The following is a 26,779-nucleotide window of genomic DNA, read 5'->3' on the forward strand; positions in this document are numbered from 1 at the left end:
TAATCTCTCAGAAAAGTGCCTCATGGTACTCCTTCTGATAGCTTTTCCACGATGGAGTGGCTCTCGTTAGAGCCGGCGCCAGAGCCTGCTGCGGCCATTGCCGCGGCTGGCAGCGTGAAAATGAACCTCGCGCCGCGGGGTTCATTTTGCTCCGCCCATAGCTTTCCGCCATGGGCTTCCACGATGGAGCGACAGATAGCCAAACCCATGCCCATCCCTCTTTCCTTTGTCGTGAAAAACGGGTCGAATATCCGCTCCGGAAACTCAATACCTCCACCTCGATCAATAACCTCGGTGAAGACCTCATCGTCCTTGCGATAGACCCGAATTTCAAGCAGCCTGTCATCCGGCGCCGACACCATTGCATCCAAGCCGTTTTGAACAAGGTTCATCAGGACCTGCTGGATCTGCACGCGATCGAATGCCACCAGTTGCTGGCTGCTCTCGATCTCAACCTGAACGCGGATACGCTGCCTGGAGGCTTCAGCCGCCACAAGATCGGCCACCTCGTCAATGATGCCCTCCAGCGAGGTAGCGTCGCGAACATCCATGGAATGCTGGAAAAGGGCGCGGATCCGTCGCACGACCTCCGCGGCTGAATTCGCGCTGCGAATGATGCGCTCGGCCGATTTTCTTGCTCGCGCCACGTTTGGTGGGTCCGCGTCAAGCCAGCGCACGCAAGCATCCGTCGAGTTGACGATGGCCGAGAGCGGCTGGCTGACTTCGTGTGCGATGGACGCTGACAACTCGGCCAGACTGGCCGCCTGGGCCGCGCGTGCCAGTCCCTCTTGTGCCATGCGCAGATTCTCTTGGGCCTTAACCTCCCCGTCTATATCCAGGTAGATGACATTCCATTGGATGATCGCGCCCGAGGCATCGCGCATTGGAGCTGCTCGGGTCTCTACCCAACGGTATTCACCGTCGAACCGGCGAAGACGATGTCGGCGCGCGTAAGGTTCGCCCGATGCGAGGCAACGCGCATATTGCTGCTTGACGCCCTCGACGTCATCGGGATGAACCCCGGCATCCAGTGTCCCCTCAAGCCGGGATTTTCCGGAACCATCAAGCGCCTGCAATTCGTAGCCGAGGAACTCTCTCAGGCCTTGCCCGCGGAATATTGGCTCCCCATCGGGGGCGGCGCAGTCGATCATGAGCGGCAGGGTTTCTACCAATTGCCAGAGAAAGCGCTCCCTCTCCCTCAAGGCTGCCTCGGCCTGCACCTGGTCGTCGATATCCAGAAGCACACCGTACCATTGCAGAATGGAGCCGTCCTCATCGCGGAAAGGCTCCGAACGGCCCTCCACCCATCGGTACGTCCCGTCAGCGCGTCGCATTCGGTACCGCATAACGAACGCCTGACCGGTGCGCCGACACTTGGCCAAATGATCACGGACAGCCACCAGATCGTCGGGATGGACCTGTTGCCGACGCGCGACCTCCCCTCTTGGCTCATCCGGGGAATCGAAGTCCTCGAGATCAAAGCCAATGAAATCCCTTAGCCTCTTGTTGACGTAGGTTGGATCTCCCTCGGTGTTCGAACACCAGATCTGCGCAGGTACCGCATCGACCAGGCGCCGAAGCTGCCGCTCACTGTCGCGCATTGCCTCCTGTGCGCGCACCTCGTCGTCGATATCGAGCGAGATGACGAGCCATTGCACGATCTTTCCGTCGTCATCGCGCAACGCCTCCGCACGCCCATCAACCCAACGATAAGCTCCATCCGCCCGCCGCATGCGATACTTCATGGAATATGGCTCGCCGGTCACCAGCGAGTTTCTGACGGCATCAAACAGGCGCGTTGCGTCCTCGGGATGCACGAGAGAGTGAATCGCCGCGCTCAGACGACTTATGCCCGGCCGGTCCAGTTGATTTACGTCACTCAAACCAAAGAAATCGAGTAGTCGGCGGTTAAAGAAAATCGGCTGACCCTCTGGGGTCAGTCGCCTGATCTGCACGGGCACAAGGTCGACCAACTGCGAAAGTTCACGTTCGCGTTCCCGCAAAGTCTCAACACTCCGACGCAATGTGACAAGTGCCAGTTGGTGCTGCCTAGAGATCGCTGCCACGACCAACGCAGAAAACGCAGAGATGCCCAGAAACAGCTGCAGCATGATTTGTTTGTGTTGTTGAGATTCGGCGTCGCCCGCAAACTGGCTTGTGCCGGAAATCGTGAAGGCCGCAGTGATGAGCGCGAGGAAAGACAGGGCGAGAACTGTACCCTTGAATTCGAAACGGACCGCGACCCAGAGAAGCGGCGGCATGATGATGTATGCGTAGGGCAGAAAGCCGCTCAAGGAAAGAGCGGCGATTCCAAGAAACACCAGCGCCAGAGCGCAGACCTCGGTCCAGCGCGCCGCGAGAAATTCACTCTTTCCACGCCAATTCTGGAACACCACAAGAGCCAGGGGTGCGATGATGGCAACCCCGGTGGCATCGCCGATCCACCATAGCGGCCAAGCTGTGGCAAAGGCTTGGATGTCAAACCAAGCAAGCGTCGCGCTACCTACCGTTGCACTCAAGATTGGTGCGACACTGGCACCCAGTACAAGCAGCGCCAGTACCTCGCGCAAAGTCTCTAGCCGAACCGGTTCGCCGCAAAATCGCTTTAAAAGCCATGCGCCGAACGCAGCTTCGCAAGCGTTTCCAACGTAGATCAGGGTCGCGACGGTAATGGAATTGTGAAACCAGGCGAGATTTCCAAGAAGTTCGCCTGCGAGCCCCACCAGTATCCACCAGGGCCAACTGCGTTGCGAGGCAAGGACAAGGGTCGCAAGGAACAAGCCGCTCGGCGGCCAGATTGATATTCCTGTCCCAGGAATGATTGCAAGAAGGTGGGCAAACCCGCTGCCCGCAACGTAGGCCGCGACAAACAGCCCCGCGTGGAGCGCTTGGGGGCGATGTGATCGGACGCTCATCAAGACCTGTTCCTGTCGAAGTCGAACCGGATTATGCATTCAACGGCATCAACGCTGCGGTGCGAGCGCGTTTTGGCATACCCCGGCGATCCCCTGCTTGGCCGCGGCATCGGTCTTCTTTCCCGAGCCGGTCCGCTCAACACCTATCGGGCATATCTACACGGAAGCCAATGATAAAAAGCCGGCTGCAGGCACGACAGGTCTTCTTCGCCTGGGCCCAGGCGCGTTTCTTCCGGAAGACTTGCTCCGCATCGGCGCAGACTGGACGACACCGCAAAGCCTCCGGCGGGCTATGAGAAAGCGGCGATCGCTGCGGATATCGAGAAGCTCGTGAAAGTGCTCAAACTCGGCCCGCCCATCAATCTGGCCGGCCACGGCATGGGCGCATACGCCTACGCGGCTCAGTATCGCGAGGAAGTGACGACGCTGACGATCCTCGACGTACCTCTGCCCGGCATAGAGCGATGGAGCGCGCTGTTAGAGAGGACTCGCTGCCCTCTAGCTTTCGAACGCGTTGATCTCGCGATGACGAGCAAATTCGCAATCGACGCGTTTTGACAGGTCGCCCTTTGTAATCGGAGCGACGCCGCCGGCACGCAGAATGGGGGAGAAGGCCGTCCGCAAGGGGCGGCTGGGACGGCCTTCTGGCGGACAACGTCCGCTTTGCGGCGCGGAGGGGAACGCCGCCGCAGGCCTCGTCCGGCAACACGCTTGAGATGTTGCCGAAGCCGAGTGCACCTTGATTATGCTGGCGGTCGTCCAGGAATGAAACCTATACCGACGTTTCACGCTTGACGATGCTGACTACTTCTCCTTGATCGTGGCTCCGGGGAAGTGTCCCTGTAGACGCAGGTATAGTTACCTTATTTCCAAAGATTGGATACGCAGAGTGACCGGACAGCCGACTGCCAAGCGGCCCGATCATTTCCAGATCACTGATCGGTCACGCCTTGTTGTGGCATGACGCAAAGCCAATTTGAGACATGCATGCACTGCCAAGACACCATCGCCTCGAACGGGAGGCCCGTTGAATGCGCGAAGAGGACAAAGCGCTTTCACCGGAGCAGCATTGCTATGAGGACGGTGACCGCCACTCTCGTATTCAACCAGACGGAACGTTCGCAGGCTTGGCTCCGGCTGCCGGCGTCGGACGAGAACGTTTCAAAATGCTTCAGTCGCTCTCTTGGATAGCCCTGCATCGCGCATCGATCCAGGAAGGCTATCCCAGGCGCGGATAAGTTCACTCAGGGACGCGACTTCCATCTTGCGCATGACGTTGCCCCGATGAAGCTTCACCGTCACTTCGCTGATGCCGAGGTCAAAAGCGATCTGCTTGTTAAGCCGTCCATGCGCCACCTCCTGCAAGACTTCGCGCTCTCGTGGCGTCAGTGTCTCGTGCCGCTCCATGTTGCGTTTGACGAGCATCGTCTCCATCCGCCGCGCCGAATCCAAGTCGATCGCGGTCGTGATTGCATCCAGCAGTGTCTGGTCTCGTACCGGCTTTATCAGGAAATCGACGGCGCCAGCCTTCATCGCCTGCACGGTCATCGGAATATCCCCGTGTCCCGTGAGGAAAATCACCGGTTTCGGGTTTCCAGTTTGCGTCAGGTGACGCTGCAAATCGAGACCGCTCGCTCCCGGCATGCGAACATCCAGGATCAGGCAGCCGGGGCTATGCAGCGTGTCGGAAGCGAGCAATTCTCGGGTCGAGGCGAAGCAGGCTGATTGGAACCCCGCTGATGCAATCAACTCGGACAGTGCCTCACGGACAGAGGCGTCATCATCGACAATGATGACGAGCGGCTGTTCGCCGTCACTCCGGTGCCACGAACCTGCCTTTCGCTGTAGTGACTGGTCAGATTTCATCATTACCCTCCATTTCTGGATCACGCAGGGCGTTGGCGAGCGTAGCAAGCAGAACCTGCGCGTCGAACGGTTTTCGGAAGCAACCACCAATGTCCTGGCCGCTATGCTGTTCGGCAAGCTCGTGACGTCCGGTTATCAGGAAGACGGGCAGATCGGGACGCACTTTCCTCACGAAATCTCGTAGTTCAAACCCGTCCATACCGGGCATGCCAATATCCGTGATAACTGCATCCACGCCAGACAGACCGCTGGCAAGAAACGAGCCTGCCGATGAGAAGCTGCGAGCCAGATAGCCAGCGGACTCCAAAAGATCCTCCAGCGACTCCAGTAGTCTCAGATCATCATCGACAATTGCCACCACCCGCCGATGCTTGGTCATTCTAGGCTTCCCCACCCTGCGAGAGTGCGTGATCGGTATTTCCAGGCGTTCTGCGATACGCACGAGGTCGGCAAGCGAGGCCGCCTCCATCTTCTGCATCACATTGCGTCGGTGAATCTGCAGCGTCACTTCACTGATGCCGAGCGCGGCGGCCGCCTGCTTGTTGAGAAGACCGCTCACCACCAGAGGCAGAACCTCGCGTTCGCGCGGCGTCAGGTCAAGATAGCGACGCTTCAATTTCCCTGACTCGGCACGCTCTGCCCTCTTTTCCTTATCCAGTGCAATTGCCGCGTTTATGGCGTTCATCAGATCCGCGTCGGTAAACGGCTTGGTCAGGAAGTCTACCGCGCCGTCCTTTATCGCGCGCACGGAGGATCGGATATCACCGTGGCCGGTTATGAACACAATCGGTGGATGCTCCCCTTCAGCAATCTCACTTTGGAGGTCGAGACCGTTGATGTCGGGCAGTTCGATATCGAGGATCAGACAAGCGGGTGCATCCGGCTTTTCAAAGTTGACATAGTCCCCGGCGGATCCGAACGCCATCGCGCGAATGCCGTGCGAGGCCAGGAGCTCGCAGAGCGCCTCACGAATTCGGCTGTCGTCATCGACAATGAACACAATATGCTCGTCTCTCATCATACCGAAGCATCCACTTTGATCGGCAGCGTAAACGCAAACGTGGCACCCTCAGACTCGTTGTTCTGCGCCCACAACCGCCCTCCGTGCGACTCGATGATCGAACGACAAATTGCCAGGCCCATGCCCATTCCGTTCACTTTCGTGGTAAAGAAGGCTTCAAAGATCCGTTCCGGATACTCGACGCCCGTGCCGTGGTCGCTGACTTCGGTTTGAATCATCCCCGCGACGCGACGTGTGCGCACCTTCACCACCCGATCGGTCGCAACTTCGTCCATCGCGTCCATTCCGTTGCGGATAAGGTTCACCAGAACCTGCTGAATATGCACCCGATCCAGAGCGATCTGTGGAAGGTCGAGCGCGATATCAACGTCGACGCGAACACGACGTCGTAATGCCTCCTCTGCAATGAGATTGATTGCTTCACCAATTACGCTTGCCAGGTTGGTATTGCTCCTCGCTTCGACGGGATGTTTGAACAGTGCGCGGATCCGACTGACGACGTCCGCGGCGGAGTTTGCGTCACGGATGATGCGCTCGGCGGTGATCTTGGCCCGCTCCAGATTCGCAGGCTTGGCCGATAACCAGCGATGGCAAGCGTTGGAATTGGCAACGATTGCGGCCAGCGGCTGATTGACCTCATGCGCGATCGACGCCGACAGTTCGGCAAGGCTTGCCGCCTGGGCAGCGCGAGAGAGCCGTTCTTGCGCTAGCCGCAACTCTTCCTGCACCTGAACCTCGCCATGAATGTCCAGGCAAATGACGTTCCACTGAATGATCCTGTCCTCCGAGTCCCGCATCGCGGCGGCTCTTGTTTCAACCCATCGGTATTCACCATCATAGCGCCGCAGGCGATGCTTGCGCGCGTAGGGCTCGCCGGTTGCAAGAGAATGCGCATATTTCTCCTTCACGCCGGCAACGTCATCGGGGTGCACTCCGGCATCAAGCGTACCGTTCAATCGGGACTTTCCAACGCCGTCCAATTCCTCCAGGTTGTATCCGAGAAACTCTCGGAGCTGCTGGCTGCGATAGACTGGTTCACCATTCGGCATGGCGCAGTCGATCATCGCCGGAAGGGTTTCCACCAGCTGCCACAGCGACCGCTCCCGTTCACGTAGCGCCTCCTCGATCCGCAACTGATCGTCGATGTCATGCGACAGGCCGTACCATTGCAGGATATCTCCATTCTCATCGCGCAGCGGTTCAGCGTTGCTCTCGACCCAACGGTAGACGCCGTCCGCCCGGCGCAGGCGAAACCTCTTGGTGAAGTTCCCGCCGGTTGCGACAGATAATTTAAGCGCTTCCTCGAGGCCGGTCGCATCGTCGGGGTGGACCGCTGCCTTCAGAGTTGTTGCCAGCCGGTCAATGTCTGGCTGCCGTGTATCCGCGGCATTCAAACCAAGAAAAGCCATCATGCGTTTGTTGAAAAAGGTCGGTTCGCCTTGTCGGTTCAATCGCCAAAGCAGGCTTGGGACCATATCGACCAGTTGCGAAAGTTCTCGCTCCCGATCGCGAAGGGCCTCCTGCGCTCGCATCTCGTCATCGATGTCGATCGAGATCGCGTACCAATGCGCGATCGCTCCATTTGGATCGACCAGGGGCTCTGCGCGGCCGTCGACCCAACGATAGGCGCCATCGGCTCGGCGCAAGCGATACTTCATGGAATAAGGCTCACCTGTTACCACTGAATGGCGGACGGCTTTCAGAAGGCGCACGGCATCGTCAGGGTGAACGAGCTTTTCCATCGCGCGGGCCAATCGGCTCTCGCCTTGCCTTTCCAGCTGCGCAAGATCGGTCCAGCCAAAGAAATCGAGCAGGCGCTTGTTGAAGAAGGTCGGTTCGCCCTCGGGTGTAAGACGCCTGATCTGCACCGGTACCATGTCAACAAGCTGCGAAAGCTCGCGCTCCCGGCCGCGCAACGCCTCAACGGTTTTCTTGTAGACATCGATGTCGAGCGCTATGCCGAACCACCCGACGACACGGCCCTGTTTGTCGCGCGCGGGCCGTGCGGCGGTTCTGGCCCAGACATAGCTTCCACTGACACGACGAAAGCGAAACTCGACATTGAAGTCGTCGCCAGTTTCCAGACAACGACGCCATCTCGCCGCGACGTGATCATAGTCATCGGGATGTAACAGTTGCTTCCAGGCGGTATCGCCCTGATCCAGCGAGGTGTTCAGCTGCTCCGGCGTCACACCCAGCGAGCTTTGGGCGAAAGGATGCAGGTAGATCCAACGTCCGGCGGCATCGAATGCCCACCCGTTGCCGAATATGCTCTCGACGGCCCTGGCCGACCGCATCGGCTCGATATCATCCACCGCCGACAGGTCGGAAACCGCCGCTATATGCGGCTCTCTTTCCGTTACCAGATCGTCGATGTCGATGCTGACACTGTATCCTGGCTCTGCGCGGGTCTCCGTCCATCGATACTTGCCGTTTGTCTGGAGTTGGCGGTGCCTGGTGACCTGGGGAACGCCCGTCCAGAAGGCGCGGGCGGCCGCATGAGCGGCCGTCGTCCGGTCGGCTGGATGAATACGGCTCAACGAATGCGGCTGTTCTTGCGTGACCTTCCTCTCCAAAGCCGCGGTTGCGACATCGCCAAACCGCTCGCTGGCAACGGAGGTATCTCCATCAATGAACGTGCCGTACCAACCGAGCACACGGCCTTGACCATCGCGCAAGGGCTGGGCCGAACTCCTGCTCCATCCGTAAGCACCACTTTCACGCAACAAGCGATGCTCGACGTTGAAATGCTCACCCGTTTCAAGGCACCTGCTCCATTGAGAAGTAACGAGCCCGTAATCGTCCGGGTGAATCATGCGCCTCCAACCAAGCAAGCCACCATCTGCCGGCGAACTGAACTCTTCGAGCGTAATCGCCAGGTGCGACAGAACCGCAGCGCTCACGTAAATGATCTTGCCGGACGCATCGGCGGCCCAAGCGTTGCCGACCACGCTCTCGATGAACCGCACAGCTTGCAATACATCGGGCGCGATTTTGCCAGGTTGGTTGAACGCCTTCGTCATTGCCTTCTCCTGCCGGACGAGGAAAGCCTTTGTCAGCGCTCTGCATAGCACTTGTCTTGAGATCAGGACCGGGTGAACTCGTCACTTATCCTATTCCCGCTGCGCCTCGTGTGCACCCTATGGAAATCTATGACAACCGGGTGGTGCAATCTAACCTGTACTTCAGGATAGCTTGGTCTGGATCGTTGCGACGGGGTGGGAGCCGCCGGACAACGAGTTGACCTCCGTTACGTGTCGGCGTCCAGGGTGGCTTCGCGCTCTACCTCACGTTGATCATCGTTCTGGACTCACAAGCGATACCGAGCCAAGGCGCCGTTTATCGCCCACAAATATCGACGGCCGACCAAGCTAGGCTAGTGGTTTTTGCTGCCTCTGAGCGTAGATTTCGATAGATTGAAACTTTGGCATGAGGGGTAGAGCGGTGGCTAATAAAGCCCAGGCTTTCTCTGTCCGGTTGGAGAAGCCAATGAAATCAACGTTTCGCCCAGTTAGCAAAACCAATTCAGAAGCAGCGCGTACACAAACGCAACACCGAGATGGATCCGAACCAGGATCAAGTGGGGAAGCAGTCGTTGTGCCGCCAGTTGAAAGAGAATCGGCCCGGCGCGATTTTCCAGCAATGCGCCGATGGCGTGGGGTCGGGCTGCACCGCCCGCGGTTCGCGTATCTCGCGCTATTTTTCGCAGCCTATGTGTTGGGATGCGGATTCGCAAATGTGCTGGCGATCGTGCCTGGCATAACTGTTTCGATTTGGCCTCCTGGCGGGGTCTTCGTCGCTACCCTGATCCTAACATCTCCATACAGTTGGCCCTGGTGGATATTGGGGGGCTGCCTGGCTGAGATGTTCGCGCAGATCGTGTGGTTTCACAGTCCGCTGCCTGCCGGCTTTTTGATCTACGTGGGCAATGCCCTGTGTGCTATTGCCGGCGCTGCTCTCGTCAGCCGGGCGACCGGCAAGCCGGTCAAGTTGGAGACCTTGCAGCAGGTCCTTGCATTCGTCGTTTTTGGAGCGGGAATTGCGCCGCTCATAAGTGCGACGGTGGGAAGTGCGACGCTTGCTTGGTTCGGTGTAAAAGCGCAGACTTTCACAGGCGTGTGGCCGCTATTTTGGATTGGAGATGCTACCGGCATCCTGCTCGTTGCGCCACTTGTATTGGTTTTGGTCCAATACTGGCGCAGCAAGTCCAAACTATCTGCCGCGCAGTTGGCAGAAGCCGGAGTGCTCGGTCTGATTTTTTTGGGAGTCGCCGCTCTCTCCCTGAGTGATAACTATCTTCCGTCTCCCTACATCATCCTGCCATTGCTTCTTTGGGCCTCAGCGCGTTTCGAGTTCCGGGGAGCCGCAGTCGCGCTGACACTCCTCGGCTTAATGACGTTGGCACTTACAATATCTGGTGACAGTCAGTTTGTCGGCGAGTCCCAAAGGCAAAGGCAGGTAATGCTGCAGCTTTTCCTGGCGATATCAGCGTTTTCAGCGCTGATTGTCGCCGCCATCTCGCGACAATATCAACTGGCGTTGCTGACTGTGCGCGAAAGCGAGCGCCGCCTTCAGCAATTGATCGATGCAGTCCCAGCGCTCATATGGTGCACAACTCCAGAAGGTATACCCAGCTACCTCAACAAACAGGCCACGGACATCACAGGCATGACTCTCAAGCAGGTGATCGCGCCCGACGGGTCAAGGTCTCTGACAGACATTCATCCAGACGACCGGCAATCAACAGATGAGGCACTTAAGCGCTCGTTCGAGACGGGCGCGTCATTTGTGGGTAGGTATCGCCAATGCCGAGCGGACGGACCCCACAGATGGGTTGAGGCGCGCGCCGAACCATTGCGCGACGAATCCGGCACGATCATTCAGTGGTATGGCGTGTCTGTTGACATTGAAGACATGGTGAGGGCGCAGGAGGCCCTGAGTGAACGAGAGGAGGAGCTCTCCCAGCTTGTCAATATGGTTCCAAGCCACGTTTGGCGTCTGACCCCTTCGGGCGAACCAGCATTCTTCAACAAACGCATGATCGACTTCCTTGGCTTGAATGTTTCAGATACGCTCAAACCGGGTATGACGCGGTTAGCCGCCTTGGTGGAGGCATCCGTTCATCCGGAAGACGCGGTTCCGTTCAACGATTTGCTTTCCCGCGCGCTCGCCACCGGGGAAGTCTTTGCCATGCGATACCGTCTGCGCCGGGCGGACGGCGTTTACCGCTGGATGTCCAGCCGCGCCGAACCGCGTCGGGATCAGTCCGGGCTTATCGTCCAATGGTACGGCATTTGTCATGACATTGACGATCAAATGCGTGCCCAAGACGCGTTGCGCGAACGGGAACGCGAGCTATCGCTGCTTGTGGACATGGTGCCGGCTTTCATCGCACGTCAGGCTTCAGACGGAGCGTTGACGTTCTTTAACAAGCGGTTGGTAGACTTCCTCGGGCTAGACGTTGCGCATGCGGACAAGTTGGGGATGAGGCGCGTGACCGCCATGATCCAAGCTGTCGTCCATCCCGACGATGTTTCCCTGGTGAGGGAGAACGCCACACGCGGCTTCTCGACAGGCGAACCCTTCTCGAATCGATATCGTATGCTTCGCGCCGACGGTGAGTATCGCTGGATGGACGGGCGCGCCGAGCCGTTGCGTGATGAGCGCGGGACGATAATGCAGTGGTATGCGGTCGCCATCGACGTCGATGATGAAGTGCGCGCGCAGCAAAGGTTGTACGATCGGGAGCGAGAGCTTTCGCAACTGGTGGATATGGTACCCAGCCCGCTCTGGCGGTTGACCCCAGAAGGGGAGCCGGTCTTCTTCAACAAAAGCTTGATTGAATTCCTGGGCCATGATGTTGGAGATGGGCGGCGCAAAGCATTGGCCGCTGCTCTTGTGTCTGCGATCCACCCAGATGACATGACAGCGCTTGAAGCATCACTGAACAAGGCACTTGCCACTGGCGAGAGCTTCTCCGTGAACTATCGCATGCGCCGCGCCGACGGCCTGTATCGCTGGATGTCTGGCCGCGGAGCGCCTCTGCGGGACACCGGCGGGCGCATCCTGCAATGGTTCGGCATTTGTCACGACATCGACGATCAACTTCGCGTCGAACAGGTCCTGCGCGAGAGGGAGCGCTCGCTGCGCCAACTTATTGAAACCTTGCCCGCAATGGTCGAATGCACGGGGCCAGACGGCCATCCGGTCTATCGAAGTGAGCAGCTTTGCGATTTCCTAGGATACAAACTTGAAGCGCCGGTCGGATCGGGAGAGCCGCGGCCGTCCGCAACGCTCAGTGCCGCTGTCCATCGTGAGGATATGCCCCTCGTCCGCGAGAACCATGAGCGCGCATTGGAAAACGGCACCCCTTATGCGCAGAAGCATCGTCTGCGGCGTTCGGATGGTGAGTACCGCTGGGTGGAAACCCGAGCTGCACCCATGCGAGACACCGACTCTTCGATTATTCAATGGAATGTTATCTGCCTGGACATCGATAGCGAGGTCAGGACGCAAGAGGAATTGCGTTTGACGCGAGAGGGCCTGGCGCGAGCATTTCAGGCGGCAAGCCTTGCCGAACTTTCCGCTTCGATCGCCCATGAGGTGAACCAGCCGCTGGCAGCGATCGTGGCAAACTCGCACGCATGTCAACGCTGGCTCACAGCCGACCCTCCAAATCTTGAGCGAGCGCAAAAGACGATCGGACGCATTACGCGCGATGCAAACGCTGCGGCTGATGTTGTGAGCCGTATCCGCGCATTGTTCAAGCGATCCCTGGAGACCGAAGCGAGCGCCACCCCCCACGAGGTCATCGCGGAGGCCCAGAGCCTGATGGCCGACGAGGCTGCACGACGTCGTGTCCGGATCGAGGTGAACATTGCGAACGAACTTCCGTTTGTTCCTATGGATCGCGTTCAGGTCCAGCAGGTGCTGGTCAATCTGATGAGAAATGGCATCGAAGCCATGACATCCTCGGATGCGCCCAGGGTTCTAGGTCTAAGCGTGTATCCGATGGACAACGCGGTACAGATCGCGGTGAGCGATCTGGGCACAGGCGTGGAGTTCCCGGACAGGATCTTCGAGCCATTCTTTACAACGAAGCACGACGGCATGGGCATGGGGCTGGCGATCTGCCGTTCGATAGTCGAATCACACGGTGGGCGGCTTTGGGCGGAGAAAAACGAGCCGCAGGGCACCATCTTTTTCTTCACATTGCCGACTGAGCCAATAACAGTCGCTTGAGGCGCGACTTACATGGAGTTATATCGCCGGTCTAGAGGAGCCGCACCTCGGCCCCGGCCGTTAGCGGCCTACTTTGCCGGTGTTACGAGCTCCGTTTCGGCAGTATCAAGAACGAAGACAGCCAGGATCTTTGCTGGCTCGCTATCGCTGGCGTTCGCGCTTACGCGGTGATGGTCGCCGGGAACTTCGACCCAGTTTTCGCCAGTCTTGTATACCTTGATTTCGCCGTCGTTGATCTGGCTCTTGATGCTGCCTTCGATTACCGTGGCATAGATAAAGGCGCTCCTGGGATGCGTGTGTGAAGGGTTGTGACCACCAGGGCCATATTCGACCAGAACACCGCGCATGCTCTTTCCTGGCACGTTGGGAAGCGCTTGGTCGAACACCACTGAGACCTTGGCATTATAGGGCTGGTCCGAGGCTGCTGCAGGTGTAATCAGCGCCGCAAACATCAAGCCAGTCGCCAACTTTCGCATGAATATCTCCTCCTGCTTCATATTCGATTAATCTCGGGTGCGATCGTATGCCCGGCGCTCCGAAAGGAGGAGCTATACGTAGGTTGGTGGTGTTATGCATACGTGCCCGCCCCTGCGGCCGGGCGTAATCAAACATTGCACGTTGTTGCTCGACCAGCCGGGATTGGGCAGCATCAATGGTTTCGGCAGCTGGCATGAGCCTTTGTTGCCGGCGCGACAATGCCAGACCTCAAACTCGACGCCACGCACGCCGCGTCGCCCTATACCAACAGACAATTGGAATTTTAACACGTTGTGTCAGCTTACGTCAGACTGGCGCAGCGCGGCTCGAGACAATTCGGAAAAAGCGCGCGGCGCCTCTTCCGAAACTGCGTCCGTTCAGTTGGCTTTCGAGGGTTAGATTTTCATGTCAGATAGCCCGCTCAGCCGCTGTTGGTTGCTGGCAAGCCTCGCGCTCCTCTTCGCCCTTGGCAGTGCCCATTTGACGCTGGCCCAGATGCCACCGTCCTCGATCACCGTCATTCTCACACCTGATCAGAGTGCCATCGAGATCGAACAAACGCTGGGCGCCGCCTTAAAAGTCGGCGGGTCGGTGACTGTCGAATGGCGCGACGAGTCAAATGAAAATGCAGGCTCCGGCAATGCGACAATACCCGGCACTGGAACGAGCGAGACAACGCCCCACATTGCACCTTCCGCCGACACGGACGAAAATGAGATATCGGCCAGGACGCTGCCAGCTTTTCAAGCCGCGGATTCAGTGGAATCCTTCGACAGCGTTTCCGGCCACCTTCTCAATGGGCTGCAAATCGGTTTTGCCGGCATCTACGGTATCGGTGGGGCGATGGCAGACGTCGTGGCGGGGATCCATGCCGAGGGATGGTCGGTGATTTCTGTTGCCACAACTGCCCTCTGCGCCATCACGGCTGGCCTCGCCGCAGCACTGGCCAGCCGCCTCCTCATGAACCGGCTTTTCGGTGCATCGGTTGAGGTTGTCGACGGGCTGCACCGTGTGCGGGCCTCGATGATCAGACTCTGCTTCGATATCGCCTATCTCGCGCTCCTTGCAACCGTCGCACACGGCGTCATCAGGGTCTTCCTAGGGCGGGGGACCGCTTCGGCTGAATTGGCTCACGCTGTCGTCACCATCGCGCTGATATCGGCGGCCTATATTGCGGGCGCCCATTTCCTCTTCGCCCCGACACGCCCTGCAATCCGTCTGCTCGATATCGCCCATCCCCGCTTTCACGCCAACATGCTGTCAGCTTATGGCGCGATGGTCGCCGTCGTCAGCGCCAGCGTGCGCTTTGCCCACCAGCGCGCACTAGACCCGGTCGCCATCGACGGCTGCTTGCTGACCGGCGTCACGGCGCTGACATTCGTGAAGCTCTACTGGTTCATCGCCGGCGCCCGCGATATCCGCACGCTGTTTGCCGGCTCGAATCCCGGACATTTGCGCCGCGCCATCGCCTTCGGTGTGCCGGAATTCTATGCGCTGAGCGCAATGGTACTGTGGCTAATGACCGCCATCGTCGCCGGCAGTCCGCACAGCGCCGCCTGGAGCTTTGCCGGCGGCGCCACACAGATCATCCTGCTCGCCCTACCGATCCTGGCCTTCGGGATCCATTCGTTAGCCGGAGCCGCCGCCGCGCGCCGCCGCACGCTGACCTCCTCGCCGCTTCATGCGGCGATCTCGGGCAGCGTGCAGACGGCGCTTGCCGGCGCTATCTGGCTGATCGGCCTGCATGCCATCATCGGCCTGTGGCGGCCGGTAATGGACGGGCACGAGACCTCTGGCGCCGTCGGCTGGATCGCCGTCCTCGAGCGCATCAGTCTTGCGATCGTGGCTGCCTGGGTCATCTGCAGCTTCCTGTGGAAGAGTTTCGAGGCTTTCTCACCCTCCGTCCGCGTCGCGATACCCGGCGACCAGGAGGACGACACGGATGCCCACCAGCGAAGCCGGCTCGCGACGATCCTGCCGCTCATCCGCAACCTCATTTTCGGTGGCATCTTGGCCGTCACCAGCCTCGTCATTCTCTCCGCCCTCGGCATAAACATCGCGCCGCTGCTCGCAGGCTTCGGCGTGCTCGGTCTAGCCCTTTCCTTCGGTTCACAAACGCTGGTAAAGGATGTCGTCTCCGGCATTTTCTTCATCGCCGACGACGCCTTCCGCGTCGGCGAATATGTCGAAAGCGGCAAGCTCAAGGGGACGGTCGAGCGGATCTCGCTCCGTTCCCTGAGGCTCCGCCACCAGAACGGTCAAGTGCACACCGTCCCCTATGGCCAGCTTCAAGCGGTGACCAACTACAGCCGCGACTGGAGTACGGTGAAGTTCGAACTCAAATTCGAGCACGACGCCGATCCCGAAAAGATCCGCAAGACCATCAAGAAGGTCGGACTGGCCATGCTCGAAGACCCGGAAACCGGCGGCGAGTTCCTCGTGCCCTTGAAGATGCAGGGTATCCAGGACGTGACCGAAAACTCTCTCGTCGTCCGCCTCAAGTTCACCGCGCGGCCCGGCAACCCAAGCATACTCCAGCGTGAGGCGATGAAACGCCTTCTTCCTGCATTGCGCGAAGCCGGCCTCGACCTTGCCTCGAACGCTGTCACCGTTCGCTCTCGTGCCGCCGGTATTGTTGAAGCGGAGGCTGCGGCGGCAAACATGACGCTGGCCAGGAAGCCGGTAGAAATCGAGGCGGCTGTGTGAGGCATGTGTCGCCGTGCCGACCTGGTCGCCGCAGTTCACGAAGCTACGATCACCTAAGCGCGCCGGAGCGGATTTACGCAGACACCGTAAATGAATCGAAGGGGAAAACATTTGGCAAACTGCTATCGCGTTGCTGAACGTGGGCTTGGCCGCAAGTTGACCAGCTCTTCCGAACAGCTCGGGTTGATTTTTTGGCGGGCCATGGCAGTGTTCGTCTTCCTTTTCTGCCTCGCTGGTTGTTTAACGCAGCGCGTGGAGCTTGCAACGCTGCCCAAAACTGTGTCTCCCACCTCGCAAAGCCCTCAGACCGTTCACGCAAGTTCCGAAACCTTCGACCTCCTCTACGTTACCGATCGCGCACGTGTAGCCGCTTCGGAAAGTGCACTGGCTTATGGTGCCGAAAGGGCCAGTTTCTTGAGCTTTGGCTCGGTGTCGATCACCCCGACACGTAGCTCTCTCAGCAGCAAAAAGCGGTTACGTGCCAGCGCGTTTTCCGAGACCGGACGGTTTCCGGCGACACCCTACGGCGTCGAGGCGACCGCAAACGGGCTACGCCGCCCTCCGGCGGCACTAGCGGCCCACGACCAGGCCGCCGCATCCCTACAGGCTGAAGTCGCTCGTCGTCTCGCAACAGCCGATCGTAAAGAAGTCGTGGTCTTTATTCACGGATACGGTAACAGTTTCGACGACGCCGCGCTCGCGACTGGCGAGATTTGCAGGTCGCTGCAGAACCAGTTTGTTTGCGTTGTCCTGACGTGGCCCGCGGGAGGCTCCGGCGGCTTATTTTTCGGTTACAATATCGACCGCGAGTCGAGCGAATTTTCAGTCGCGGACCTCAAGAAAGCCATCCGGATCATCGCAGAAACACAGGGTGTCGAGCGACTTCACCTCATGGCCCATAGCCGCGGAACCGATGTCCTCGCCAGCGTGATCCAGCAACTCGGCATTGAGGCTTATGTTGGCCGATCCTCGATATGGCAGCGTTTCAAAATCGCGAATGTGGTATTTTTCGCTCCCGATATCGATCTCGACGTGGCTTCCTCCAAGATGTTCGCGTGGGTATCGGATCCAGACCTGGCCTTCGGCAGCATATCAAGGCCAAGCGAGATCCCGCCTCAGGGCCCTCTGCATCTTACGGTCTATTCGTCTCCAGGTGACAAAGCGTTGGGGGCATCAACACTACTCTTTGGCAGCGCCTTGCGGCTGGGGCAGCTGGCTGTTGATAGGCTGCCCAAGGACAGGAGCGAGGCGGCGAACAGGTGGGCGGGGTCGCAGATGGGCGGTTTGGTCGATTTCATCGAGTTTTCGGGCGGCGGGTTGATTGGCCATAGTTATTTCTTGTCTGATCCGGCTGTTAAGGCGGACTTCGTTGCGCTCATCCGCGATAGAGTGAAGGCTGGCGATCCAGGTCGGCAAATCGTCGAGATCAAACGCCCTTTCTGGCGAGTAACTGATGTCCAGCAGGCCTTGCGATGATCGCTTTTCCGAACTTCGAAGCGATCTGCGGTAGGGCAGCGTCGTGCGGGGCGCCGGCTAACGAATCTCTTCTTTTGAGCGGAGTAGAACGACGGGCCATCGCTGACAGCCCAGGCCGGAAATGAGCGGATCGAGCGGCGGCAGCAGCGTAAGCCAGAGCCCGTTCGCGCGCGATTTGACCGGATAAAAGCCTCGTCTCGGAGGATCAGCATTGCAACGGCGGGGATCCGGGAAGCCCGGTCAAGCCGATCCGTTTGATTGAGGGACCCGAGACAACGAGGTTTTCGCCACCTCGCCTATCACTTCCCGCTCTGTCCAGAGCTCGTGCTATATCGATAATGTCGTCTCTGGCGGCAGTCGGTTCATTATTGGACCAGGCGACCCAAGCCCGATCCTGAATTCGCCCCCCTCACCTTTCTCAGTTCGAAATTGCCGTTGGGAAGATCAAGCGTCCATTCCGGGGCAAAGCCGATACCAAGAACGGCCGAGACGAGTGACACCAGCGAGAAGGTGTTGCACCAGGTATGGACGACGCTCTCGACCGCCGTTTCCATCGGTCGGTAGAACCGCGTCAACTTCGCGGTGGGCCGCTACAAGGTCGGCCAGCGTCTCGTCCGCGTCACGGATGATGACACACCCTGTCTTTGTACAAAGTTCGAAGTCAGGGATTTCGCGTTTGATTATCTCTATTTGGTCGTATGCCTGTCGCCTTTTCGCTTGCCTTCATCATTCGCGCTAACCGGTCCTGCACCGCTTGCGGCTCGTTGAAAATGTAAAGTCCCTCAAGGGCCTGGCGGAGTGTATCGTTAAAGGGCATGTAGGCTTCAAGGTGATCGAGCAACCAGTGGCTCATCATATCTTCGAAAGGGCCGACACCGAGTTGGCGAATGGCTTTATCATGTTCCGGTAGGCGGGCTTGCTCCAGGATGGCCATCACACGTCTGAGTTTGATCTCCGGCGGGCCATCATAGGTAGACCAGTGCCACTCCGTAGGGTCTGCGAGATAGCCTTCTGTATAAACTTGGGGATCCAACGCCTCGCCGCTACGCGCATCGCTCCTATAATCGACAGGTACCCAAGATAGGTCATTGGTAAGGTCAAAGCGGGTCGAGCGATTCATGAGACCTCCAAGGGATTGCGTGTTGATTGCAATGTCGAATCAGGCGTTATTCCGAACGGTTTCTAGTTAATCGCTCAACCAGCGTCACCCAGATCCGGTGAGAGGCTGAATCCGATTAACTGGCGTGTCAATGATGATCCGCCATCACATCCCGCTCGTTCGGACGCCAATCCTCAACAGATCTCGCGCTTCGATCATCTTACCCTTCAGATCCTCGATGCCGATCTCGTCCCAGGTAAAAGCAGTCCCGCTGTTCGCGTGATCGAGACCTGAGCGAGCCGATGTTTCCGCCCCGACGGAGAAGCCAAGATTGGCGTTCTCCAGGTCGCGGAAGATGTCGAGGTCGAACTGCTCATGATAAGCAGCTCGGTCCGGGCCACGGTGTCTGGCGAGAATGCGTCTGCACAACGCGATTGCTGGCTGTCTCCGCACAATCACGTCCTTCCGATGTATGGTCGTCGCTCCAGTTCAGCAGATTTCTGGGTCTGCCTCAGCCGGAGAAGATCTTTTCGCGCGATGAGACCGACCAGGCTTCTGGAAGTCGGATCGATAACGGGTATTCGGGCGACGTCGCTCGCAATCATGATATCCGCGATGTGGCCAACGGTATCATCGGGGTGCCCGATCGGAATCGATGTGTCCGATATCTTGTCTTTCAACAGTTCGACGCCGACGTCAGGCTCCCGCTGCCACCGCAGCGCGTCGGACCGGGACACGACGCCGATGAGCGCGCCATCGCCATCCACGACCGGATAGGTCCGGTGCGCTTCGTCCGTTAAGGCGAAATGCATGCAGACGTCCTCTATGGACATGGTTGCTGCTAAGGTGTCGACGGTGTTGACCATGATGTCGCGGGCGCGCGTGGACTCGAAGGGATCAACACCAATGGAACGCCGCAACAAGAGCACGGTGACTGCATAAGCAGCGATCGTCGCGGACAACAAAGGAATAAGCGATTCAAGGTCGCCCGTAATCTCGATCGCGAAAAACGTTCCGGTGAGTGGGGCACGCATTGTCCCACCCATCATCGCTGCCATACCTAGGAGCGCCCAGAACCCCGGATCTCCTGGCAGTGCCAGGCCGAGCAGCCATCCCAGCGCGCCTCCCAGGATCAAAAGCGGTGCAAGCACGCCACCTGACGTACCGGATGAGAGCGCGATCAGCCAGATAAAAGCCTTGACTAGGAGAATGGCGACCACCGTCGAGGTCGGGATGTTGTTATGCAGCAATCCTTCGATGACATCGTAGCCGACGCCCAGCGCACGAGGTTCCACCAGTCCGCCAAGTCCAACGGCAAGACCGCCAAGCGCCGGCCACCACATCCAGTGGATCGGTAGCCGTTCGAAAAGATCCTCGACCTTGTAAAGCAAGGTCGTGAGGAGACCCGATTGAAGACCGGAGGCAACACCCACCCCCGCACAAACGAGAATACCCCACCAGGGAAGGCTCGTCTGGAAATGCGTTGGAAACAGCGGACCGTTGCCGAACAACAGCGGACGCCAGGTTATGGCGACACAGACCGAAACTACGACGGGAATGAAGCTACGGGGTTTCCATTCAAACAAAAGCAGCTCTACCGCAAGCATGACGGCGGCAACCGGTGAGCCGAAAATCGCCGTCATACCCGCTGCCGCGCCAGCAACCAGTAACGTTTTGCGCTCCGCTGCACTCAAGTGGAAAAACTGCGCAAACAGCGAACCGATCGCGCCACCGGTCATGATGATCGGCCCTTCGGCCCCGAACGGCCCTCCCGTGCCAATCGAAAGTGCCGACGACAGTGGCTTCAAGACGGCAACCTTCGCCGACATGCGGCTGCCGCCAATAAGGATCGCCTCTATCGCTTCGGGTATGCCGTGTCCTCGGATCTTCTCCGAGCCGAAGCGTGCCATCAGGCCGATGACAAGCCCGCCGATGACAGGGATCAAAACCATCCAGGGCGAGAAGACGACCTCGGCAATGCGAACCTCCTCGGTGCTCACCCGCCCGAACCAGATGATATTGGTCACTAGGGCTATCAGGTTGACGAGGAGCCAGGCCGCAAGGGCGCCCCCAGTACCGATAATCAGGGCCAGGCCGATCAGCAGAAGCACGCGCCGGTCCGTTGTGAAATCGCCAGCTTCGCGGCGAGCAATGCCACCCATAAAATCGTGTCCGTGCGGGTGGGAGAGTTTTGATGGCATCGAGAGACCTGTTGAGACGCAGAATGGAGGGCGACAGCGCTATTATATCGCACTACGATATAAATCAAGTCGAAGTTGGCAGGCTGTTCCTGGGCGTGTATGGACGAGGCCAGCGGAACACTTTGGTGCGAACGGTGAAAAAAAAGAGAGATGAAATCACTGACGCCGACTACGAGGCCCTTGCCAATCTGCGCTACATCTTGCGCCGGTTTTCGGAGTTTTCGACGTCAGCTGCTCACCAGGAAGGGCTTCCCAGTCAGCAGCATCAGGCCCTGTTGGCCATAAAAGGCGATCGTGGGGACACACCCATGACCGTCGGGCTCCTGGCGGAGCGCCTCCTTATCGCACCGCACACCGCATCCGAACTTGTCGAGCGACTGGTCTTAGCCGGCTATGTCACGCGTGCGCCCGATCCTGCCGACAAACGCCGGCAGACACTCGCGCTTACCACCCGGGCTGCGGACGTCTTGAAGCGACTGAGTACCGTTCACCTGATAGAGATCCGTGATATGGCGCCGCGCCTGATAGAGCTGCTCAGCGATCTCCAGGCCGAAGATCCTTTTCCCGAATCCTGACCATGGCGTGACTGGTGCCTCGCATGCAGAACGCTTGGGAAGAAATGATTCAAGGACAGGCGTCTCCGCCGGCCGGCAGGCAGCCATGTTTTCTTGATTTGCTCGGATCCGCACTTCCGCTCACCAATGTGCTTCGAATTTAATGAAACCTGCGGGCTGGGTCCACGGCTGGTTTGCCGTATAACTGCATGACCTGAAAAATAGAGGAGAGAGACTTGCCGTCGGCAATGGCGTTACACTGCCACTCGGCCCGCAATTTCGCGGTCGGGGATTGCCTTCGCTGCGGCTGCAAGCAGGTCGGTTTGCGAAATCAGCCCCAGAACACGACTATGATTGTCAACGATGATGACGGCGTGAATTGTGCCACTGGTCAAGGCGGGCAGCAGGCTCATCGCCCGATCATCGGGGCCGGCGATTACGGGAACAGCGAGATGGTCCGACAGCAGGACGTCAGGGTCTGAAAGCTCCCTGAGCCCAACGGTGCCGACGAGCCGGTTGTCGATGTCCTTGACTGGCAGGACGCGAACATTGTGCTTGAGCAAGAGCGAGCGCGCCAACGCGCTGTCGTCACTGTCCCGGACGCTGATGACGTCGCGCGACATGATATCCCTGCACAGAATATTCGACGTCGCGCGGATCGCAGCCTGCAATTCGACCTGCCTCAACAACCGTTCGAGATCGTCCCGGGTGATATCGAATGTTTCCCCCAGCGCTTCGAGTGCAGCGTCGACGTCTGCGCCCGTGAAACCACCGCGCCGATCCGAAGGCGGATCAACCGTCTGATGCGCGTTTGCAACGGGCACCGGAACATGTGGATAGTTGCGTCTCGCCACTTTGTGGAACAGCACGCCAAGCCCGACCAGCAGGCAGGAGTTCAGCGCGACGGGCACCAGCGGGAACAAAAGCCCCCAACTTGCAACGACCGGCCCACCAAGCACCGCGGTCAGGGCCGCTGCACCGCCTGGCGGATGGAGGCAGCGGGCAAACGACATCACAGCGATCGCGAGCGCGACGCCGATACCCGTCGCGATCAGCGGATCGGGCACCAGCATCGCCGACAGGACGCCGATAAAGGCCGAGATCGTATTGCCCCCGATAATCGACCAGGGTTGAGCAAGCGGGCTGGCCGGCACGGCGAACAGGAGAACGGCGGATGCACCCATGGGCGCCACGATCAGAGGAAGACTGGCACCGCCACCAAAGACGCTGCCGCTGTTCATGCCGGTCAGCAGAATACCAACGAGCGCCCCGAGGCAGCCAACAAGGCGCTCGCGCAGTGTCGCCCCGGCGAGAATTGGCACAAAGAAACGGCGGGGCGGCTTTGAAGGAGGCACGATGTTGGGTGAAGCGTCCATGGAAGTTTCCGTTTTTGGCAGTGCATGTAAGAATCGGTCCAGCCGGCTGCCAGCCGAGAAGGTCAGTGTGCGTATGAGCCGAGATTGGCCAGCATCGCTTGATGCAGGATCTCGACCGCCGGAGAGCGTCTGTCCTTGCGGCTCACAAGCAACGTCTCAACATCGCGCAACGGGTATATCCTGACCGCCCCCCAGTCCATGAGATCAAATACGGATCTCGGCACCACGCCGATCGCGTCGCCGGACGCGACGCTCGCCAAAATCGCATGATATGAAGAGACTTCCGTGGTTGTAATCGATCCGGCTGACCTGGTCCATTTCTCCGCCATGCGCCGGTAGGTGCAGCCGGGCTCAAGCGCCGCAAGGGAAGCAACGCGCACGTCCGCAACCGTCGCGATCGGCGGGTGGGACGCCGGCAGCACGATGAGAACTTCTTCCCGGTATATCGGCTCAGCGTCAAGATCACCGGGCAGGTCTGACGGCGCATCGACAATGTCGATCGGCATCCGTGCGATCAACGCGCAGTCGATTTCCTCGGCGAGGACGGCCCGGGTCAATTCCTCTGACGATCCCATTGTCAACCGCACGGAGATATCCGGGTGAGCCAGGTTGAACGCCTGCAGCACCAGGGGCAGGCGCGCGGCAGCCGTGCTTTCCATAGTGCCTAGACGGAGCGTATTTGGCATGCGCGTCGGGTTCAACGCACTGCGTGCCTCCTTCCCAAGCGCAATCAGACGGCAGGCATATGAGCGAAACAGGCGGCCATCCCGCGTGAGGGTCATCTTCTTGCCTTCGCGACTGAAGAGTTCAACGCCCAGCTCTTCCTCAAGTGCGCGAATGCGGTTCGTCACGTTGGAAGGCGCGCGTTCGGCCGCGACGGCAGCGCGCGTCACGCTGGCATGCTCGGCGACAGCGAGAAAGATTTCAAGGCTCGTGAAGTCCATTTTAGCCTGCAAGAAGAATGAAACTGCCCTATTGTTCTTGAAATCGGAATGATAATCAAGGCGACCGCAGGAACTGAATTTCGAAACTTCGCGAGATCAGGAGAAAGGCAGACGATCATGAACCGGAACAATGAGGACGACATTCCGCCGACCTATTCGTCTCCCCCATGTCTCATGAGCGAGGTAGATGCTGCATATATGGGACTCGAGCAGGCAAACCCAGCTTCGACCTATGTTTGGCGCCACCAACAGCGTCAAGTGCTCATCAATGCAAGACAAACACGATCTGCCGCGGAACGCGCCACGTGGACGCAGGCTATCCAAGCAACGATTGATGCACTCTTGCCCGACGTTGAAGGCAAGGCGATCGCTCTTTACTGGCCGTTTCGGGGCGAACCGGATCTACGTCCCTGGATGAACGCGCTTGTTGCCCGTGGCGCCAACTGCCTGTTGCCGGTGGTTGCCGCAAAAGCGCAGCCATTAAGCTTTCGATCGTGGCGACAGGGTGAACCGCTGGAAAGGGGCGTGTGGGGCATACCGATACCGGCCGCCGGGCAGGATATCAAACCCTCGATCGTGATCGCACCTGTGGTGGGTTTCGACGAAGGCGGTTTCCGTCTGGGCTATGGCGGCGGTTATTATGACCGTACACTCGCCGGTCTCACACCAAAGCCCCTTGTGATCGGGGTGGGGTTCGAATTGCAGAAGATGGAGAGTATCCGTCCGCAATGGCACGACATTGCCATGAACGCGGTCGTGACCGAGGTGAGGACGCGGTTGCGAACATGAGGTCAGTGCTCGAAGTCGCGCCGGTTCTCCGGCCGGCGGTCAAACGGTTAAAACTAACGGGCCCGCCAGGTGAAGGTAGGAGCAGAGAGCCACAGTCGAGATGACGAGCGAGACCGTCTGCGAAACCAGTCGGGCGGCCACGAGCGAAAGCCCGATCCCAAACAACACCGCCGCGACGCCAAGCCAGAGGCCTTGATAGCTGAACACCAGGCCGAGCGCAGTCAGGCCGACGGATGTGTGGACCGTTGTCCGCACCGCGTTACCGCGCGCCTCCTCAACCTGTTCGTTCAATCCGGAAGTCGCTCCCTTGACACTGAACCCTATCGAAACGCTCAGCAACAGCGATAGCAACAATCCATTCCACATCGTCTGCCCAATCCTTGAGTTCGTGCTTCAGAAGGAGGAAAGCAAAAGCCGGGCCAGGCGGCAACATCCTGGCTGCGGCGCGCTCGAACCCTATGCCAGGAGACCGGATTGCCGGAAAATCCGGCACGTGAGCAGAGAGCTTGTCCATTCGATGTGCAGATTAAGTAATCGCATACAAGGCTTCGGCGTGATCGCCTCGATGAGTTCAAAGGCGGCAGAGCATGGGGTAGCCTGGCACGCTGGTCCAGAAACCTGGGGCGGTTCAAAACCGCCGAGGCTCTAGTCGCAGCTGGATGAAGATTCAGCGGCAGGTCCTTGACGAGCGAGCATTCTTGGATTGCCCCTCGTTTCACTAGTCCGCCCATGACATTCTCAATGCTGACATGAAGTATTTGGTTTCATGAGCCGGGAAAGAAATTCACCCCTCAGGGATCACAAGGCAGGTCATGTGCCGATAACTGCGGGAACTCCGGGGTAAGCGGTAGAACGTTGCTCTCGAACCATTGCCCATTTCTCCAACGATCCACCCGTCACAATTAGACTTCGAACCGAATGATGCCGACAAAAGCCCAAACAGACCACTGTGGGACTGGGCTCTGCAGCTAACGAAACACCATCCACAACTTTCGTTGTGAATGGCGGTCTGTTTTTCGATAAAGCCGTGCCCACCTGGCAGGGTCTGACAGCGTTAGTACTGGGCACGATAGACCAGCGGTACCCAGTCATAATTGCTCTCATCCCGACGAACGTGGCCGATCCCAGGAAACGCATGATGGGCACCGGCGACCAAATACCGCTGATCAGCGGCTTCGGCGAACGCGGCTGCCCGGGTCGATGCTGCTGCGCTCTGATCCACGTCGAATTCGACAGTCACTTCCGGATGATCATACTGGAGAACATCGCCATGGGCGATATCACCCCAGAACACGATCTTTTCGCTATTGCTCTCCACGACGATACCGCTGTGACCAGGTGTATGACCGGCCAGCAGGATTGTTCCAAAACCGGCAACAGGCGTACCATTGTCATCGAAGGTTTCAAATTTGCCGGCGTCGACATAGGGGCCGACACATTTCTCAGCCTGAGCGATCTGCGGGCCGAGCACCTTGTCTGTTTTAGCCTTGGGATCTGCGTTTAGCCAAAACTTGGCCTCTCGCTGGTTGACATGTAGGACGGCGTTTTCATACACGCGGCTGCCGTTGGCAACGAGCCCGCCTGAGTGGTCGGCGTGGATGTGGGTCAGAATGACGTCGTCGATGTCGGAAACGTTGTAACCCGCTGCACGGATATTGGTCGCAAGCTTGCCCAACGCCGGGCCCATCAGGTCGCCCGTGCCGGTATCGATGAGAACCAGGCGCCCGCCCATGTTGACAAGGTAGGCATTGACAGAAGTTTCGCTAGAGCTCGATTGAAACCGGTCAGTCAGGTAAGTGCCGATCTCCTTTTCATCCATGTTTCTGTAGATTTTGGACATCGGCAGCTTCACCGTGCCGTCGGAGAGGGCGGTAATCTCGTAGTCGCCGAGCTTTATCCGATAAAAGCCAGCGGCTTGCGTGCCGACGATGGGCGCCTTGGCAAAGACGCCAGCCGGAAACGCTGCCACGGTCCCGGCGGCGACCGCAAATCCAGCTGTGTTGATGAGAAGCGAACGGCGTGTGTGCATTAAAAAACTCCAGATGCTGTCAGGTTTCCAGAACTCAGGCCTTGAACTGACCTGGAGAGCAAATATGTTCCGGGGCATCAGCAC

The 26,779-nt window shown here is 58.8% G+C and carries 18 protein-coding genes and 2 pseudogenes; 6 read left to right on the forward strand and 14 right to left on the reverse strand.

The genetic code is table 11. The features are described 5' to 3' along the window. Positions 1 to 20: 20 nt before the first annotated feature. A complete protein-coding gene (locus ASD00_RS23240) occupies positions 21 to 2,918 on the reverse strand; it encodes an MASE1 domain-containing protein (RefSeq protein ID WP_082523690.1) in 2,898 nt (965 codons plus the stop codon). 327 nt (positions 2,919 to 3,245) lie between these two features. Here ASD00_RS23240 and ASD00_RS23245 point away from each other — a divergent pair, with 327 nt between their 5' ends. Continuing rightward, on the forward strand, positions 3,246 to 3,473 hold the full coding sequence (locus ASD00_RS23245) for a hypothetical protein (RefSeq protein ID WP_057209144.1): 228 nt from the start codon (positions 3,246 to 3,248) through the stop codon (positions 3,471 to 3,473). 603 nt (positions 3,474 to 4,076) lie between these two features. Here ASD00_RS23245 and ASD00_RS23250 read toward each other — a convergent pair. From ASD00_RS23250 to ASD00_RS23260, 4 genes and pseudogenes are all read right to left on the reverse strand, one after another. Beyond that, a complete protein-coding gene (locus ASD00_RS23250) occupies positions 4,077 to 4,781 on the reverse strand; it encodes a response regulator transcription factor (RefSeq protein ID WP_057209147.1) in 705 nt (234 codons plus the stop codon). Next, positions 4,771 to 5,160, reverse strand: coding sequence for a response regulator (locus tag ASD00_RS41875; protein WP_225906353.1), 390 nt, complete (start codon positions 5,158 to 5,160; stop codon positions 4,771 to 4,773). The genes ASD00_RS23250 and ASD00_RS41875 overlap by 11 nt, the downstream gene beginning before the upstream one ends. A gap of 9 nt (positions 5,161 to 5,169) precedes the next feature. After that, positions 5,170 to 5,802, reverse strand: a pseudogene (locus ASD00_RS41880) (response regulator); the annotation flags it as partial. Then, positions 5,799 to 8,825 carry a PAS domain-containing protein gene (locus ASD00_RS23260; protein WP_057209151.1) on the reverse strand — a complete coding sequence of 1,009 codons (3,027 nt, stop codon included), beginning with the start codon at positions 8,823 to 8,825 and terminating at the stop codon, positions 5,799 to 5,801. The pseudogene ASD00_RS41880 and the gene ASD00_RS23260, both read right to left, overlap by 4 nt. 619 nt (positions 8,826 to 9,444) lie before the next feature. Here ASD00_RS23260 and ASD00_RS23265 point away from each other — a divergent pair. Beyond that, entirely contained in the window at positions 9,445 to 13,044 is a 3,600-nt protein-coding gene (locus ASD00_RS23265; RefSeq protein ID WP_057209154.1) for a PAS domain-containing protein, read from the forward strand. A 68-nt stretch (positions 13,045 to 13,112) separates the two neighbouring features. Here ASD00_RS23265 and ASD00_RS23270 read toward each other — a convergent pair whose 3' ends face one another. Next, entirely contained in the window at positions 13,113 to 13,520 is a 408-nt protein-coding gene (locus tag ASD00_RS23270) for a cupin domain-containing protein (RefSeq protein ID WP_057209199.1), read from the reverse strand. A gap of 406 nt (positions 13,521 to 13,926) precedes the next feature. Here ASD00_RS23270 and ASD00_RS23275 point away from each other — a divergent pair, with 406 nt between their 5' ends. Together ASD00_RS23275 and ASD00_RS23280 are read left to right on the forward strand one after the other, a co-directional pair. Beyond that, positions 13,927 to 16,227, forward strand: a complete 2,301-nt coding sequence (locus ASD00_RS23275; protein ID WP_057216279.1) for a mechanosensitive ion channel family protein — start codon at positions 13,927 to 13,929, stop codon at positions 16,225 to 16,227. Between the two features lie 90 nt (positions 16,228 to 16,317). Further along, on the forward strand, positions 16,318 to 17,703 hold the full coding sequence (locus ASD00_RS23280) for an alpha/beta hydrolase (protein ID WP_107027278.1): 1,386 nt from the start codon (positions 16,318 to 16,320) through the stop codon (positions 17,701 to 17,703). 304 nt (positions 17,704 to 18,007) lie between these two features. Here ASD00_RS23280 and ASD00_RS23285 read toward each other — a convergent pair. The 4 genes and pseudogenes from ASD00_RS23285 to ASD00_RS23300 form a co-directional block, all read right to left on the reverse strand. Further along, positions 18,008 to 18,239: pseudogene (locus ASD00_RS23285) on the reverse strand (LysR family transcriptional regulator); the annotation flags it as partial. Positions 18,240 to 18,364: 125 nt separating this feature from the next. Next, positions 18,365 to 18,823 carry a hypothetical protein gene (locus ASD00_RS41220; RefSeq protein WP_063963334.1) on the reverse strand — a complete coding sequence of 153 codons (459 nt, stop codon included), beginning with the start codon at positions 18,821 to 18,823 and terminating at the stop codon, positions 18,365 to 18,367. A 144-nt stretch (positions 18,824 to 18,967) separates the two neighbouring features. Next, positions 18,968 to 19,255 (reverse strand): hypothetical protein, encoded by a 288-nt coding sequence (locus ASD00_RS23295; protein WP_057223509.1) that lies wholly within the window; start codon positions 19,253 to 19,255, stop codon positions 18,968 to 18,970. Positions 19,256 to 19,257: 2 nt separating this feature from the next. Further along, positions 19,258 to 21,003, reverse strand: a complete 1,746-nt coding sequence (locus ASD00_RS23300; protein ID WP_057209166.1) for a chloride channel protein — start codon at positions 21,001 to 21,003, stop codon at positions 19,258 to 19,260. Positions 21,004 to 21,158: 155 nt separating this feature from the next. Between ASD00_RS23300 and ASD00_RS23305 the strand changes: the two genes are divergently transcribed. Then, on the forward strand, positions 21,159 to 21,578 hold the full coding sequence (locus tag ASD00_RS23305; protein ID WP_244494682.1) for a helix-turn-helix domain-containing protein: 420 nt from the start codon (positions 21,159 to 21,161) through the stop codon (positions 21,576 to 21,578). 233 nt (positions 21,579 to 21,811) lie between these two features. Here the strand turns inward: ASD00_RS23305 and ASD00_RS23310 are convergent, their stop codons facing one another. Together ASD00_RS23310 and ASD00_RS23315 are read right to left on the reverse strand one after the other, a co-directional pair. Beyond that, a complete protein-coding gene (locus tag ASD00_RS23310) occupies positions 21,812 to 22,933 on the reverse strand; it encodes an HPP family protein (RefSeq protein WP_057209169.1) in 1,122 nt (373 codons plus the stop codon). Positions 22,934 to 22,995: 62 nt separating this feature from the next. Next, positions 22,996 to 23,877 carry a LysR family transcriptional regulator gene (locus ASD00_RS23315; protein ID WP_057209172.1) on the reverse strand — a complete coding sequence of 294 codons (882 nt, stop codon included), beginning with the start codon at positions 23,875 to 23,877 and terminating at the stop codon, positions 22,996 to 22,998. Between the two features lie 48 nt (positions 23,878 to 23,925). On the opposite strand from ASD00_RS23315, the gene ASD00_RS23320 reads away from it, so the two are divergent. Continuing rightward, on the forward strand, positions 23,926 to 24,666 hold the full coding sequence (locus tag ASD00_RS23320) for a 5-formyltetrahydrofolate cyclo-ligase (RefSeq protein ID WP_347369215.1): 741 nt from the start codon (positions 23,926 to 23,928) through the stop codon (positions 24,664 to 24,666). Between the two features lie 39 nt (positions 24,667 to 24,705). Here the strand turns inward: ASD00_RS23320 and ASD00_RS23325 are convergent, their stop codons facing one another. Both ASD00_RS23325 and ASD00_RS23330 read right to left on the reverse strand, forming a co-directional pair. Beyond that, positions 24,706 to 24,957 carry a hypothetical protein gene (locus ASD00_RS23325; RefSeq protein WP_146160879.1) on the reverse strand — a complete coding sequence of 84 codons (252 nt, stop codon included), beginning with the start codon at positions 24,955 to 24,957 and terminating at the stop codon, positions 24,706 to 24,708. A 763-nt stretch (positions 24,958 to 25,720) separates the two neighbouring features. Then, on the reverse strand, positions 25,721 to 26,695 hold the full coding sequence (locus ASD00_RS23330) for an MBL fold metallo-hydrolase (RefSeq protein WP_057209177.1): 975 nt from the start codon (positions 26,693 to 26,695) through the stop codon (positions 25,721 to 25,723). Positions 26,696 to 26,779: the final 84 nt, after the last annotated feature.

The sequence above is a fragment of the Ensifer sp. Root31 genome (assembly GCF_001424825.1).
In the GTDB taxonomy this organism is placed as follows: Bacteria; Pseudomonadota; Alphaproteobacteria; order Rhizobiales; family Rhizobiaceae; genus Ensifer; species Ensifer canadensis.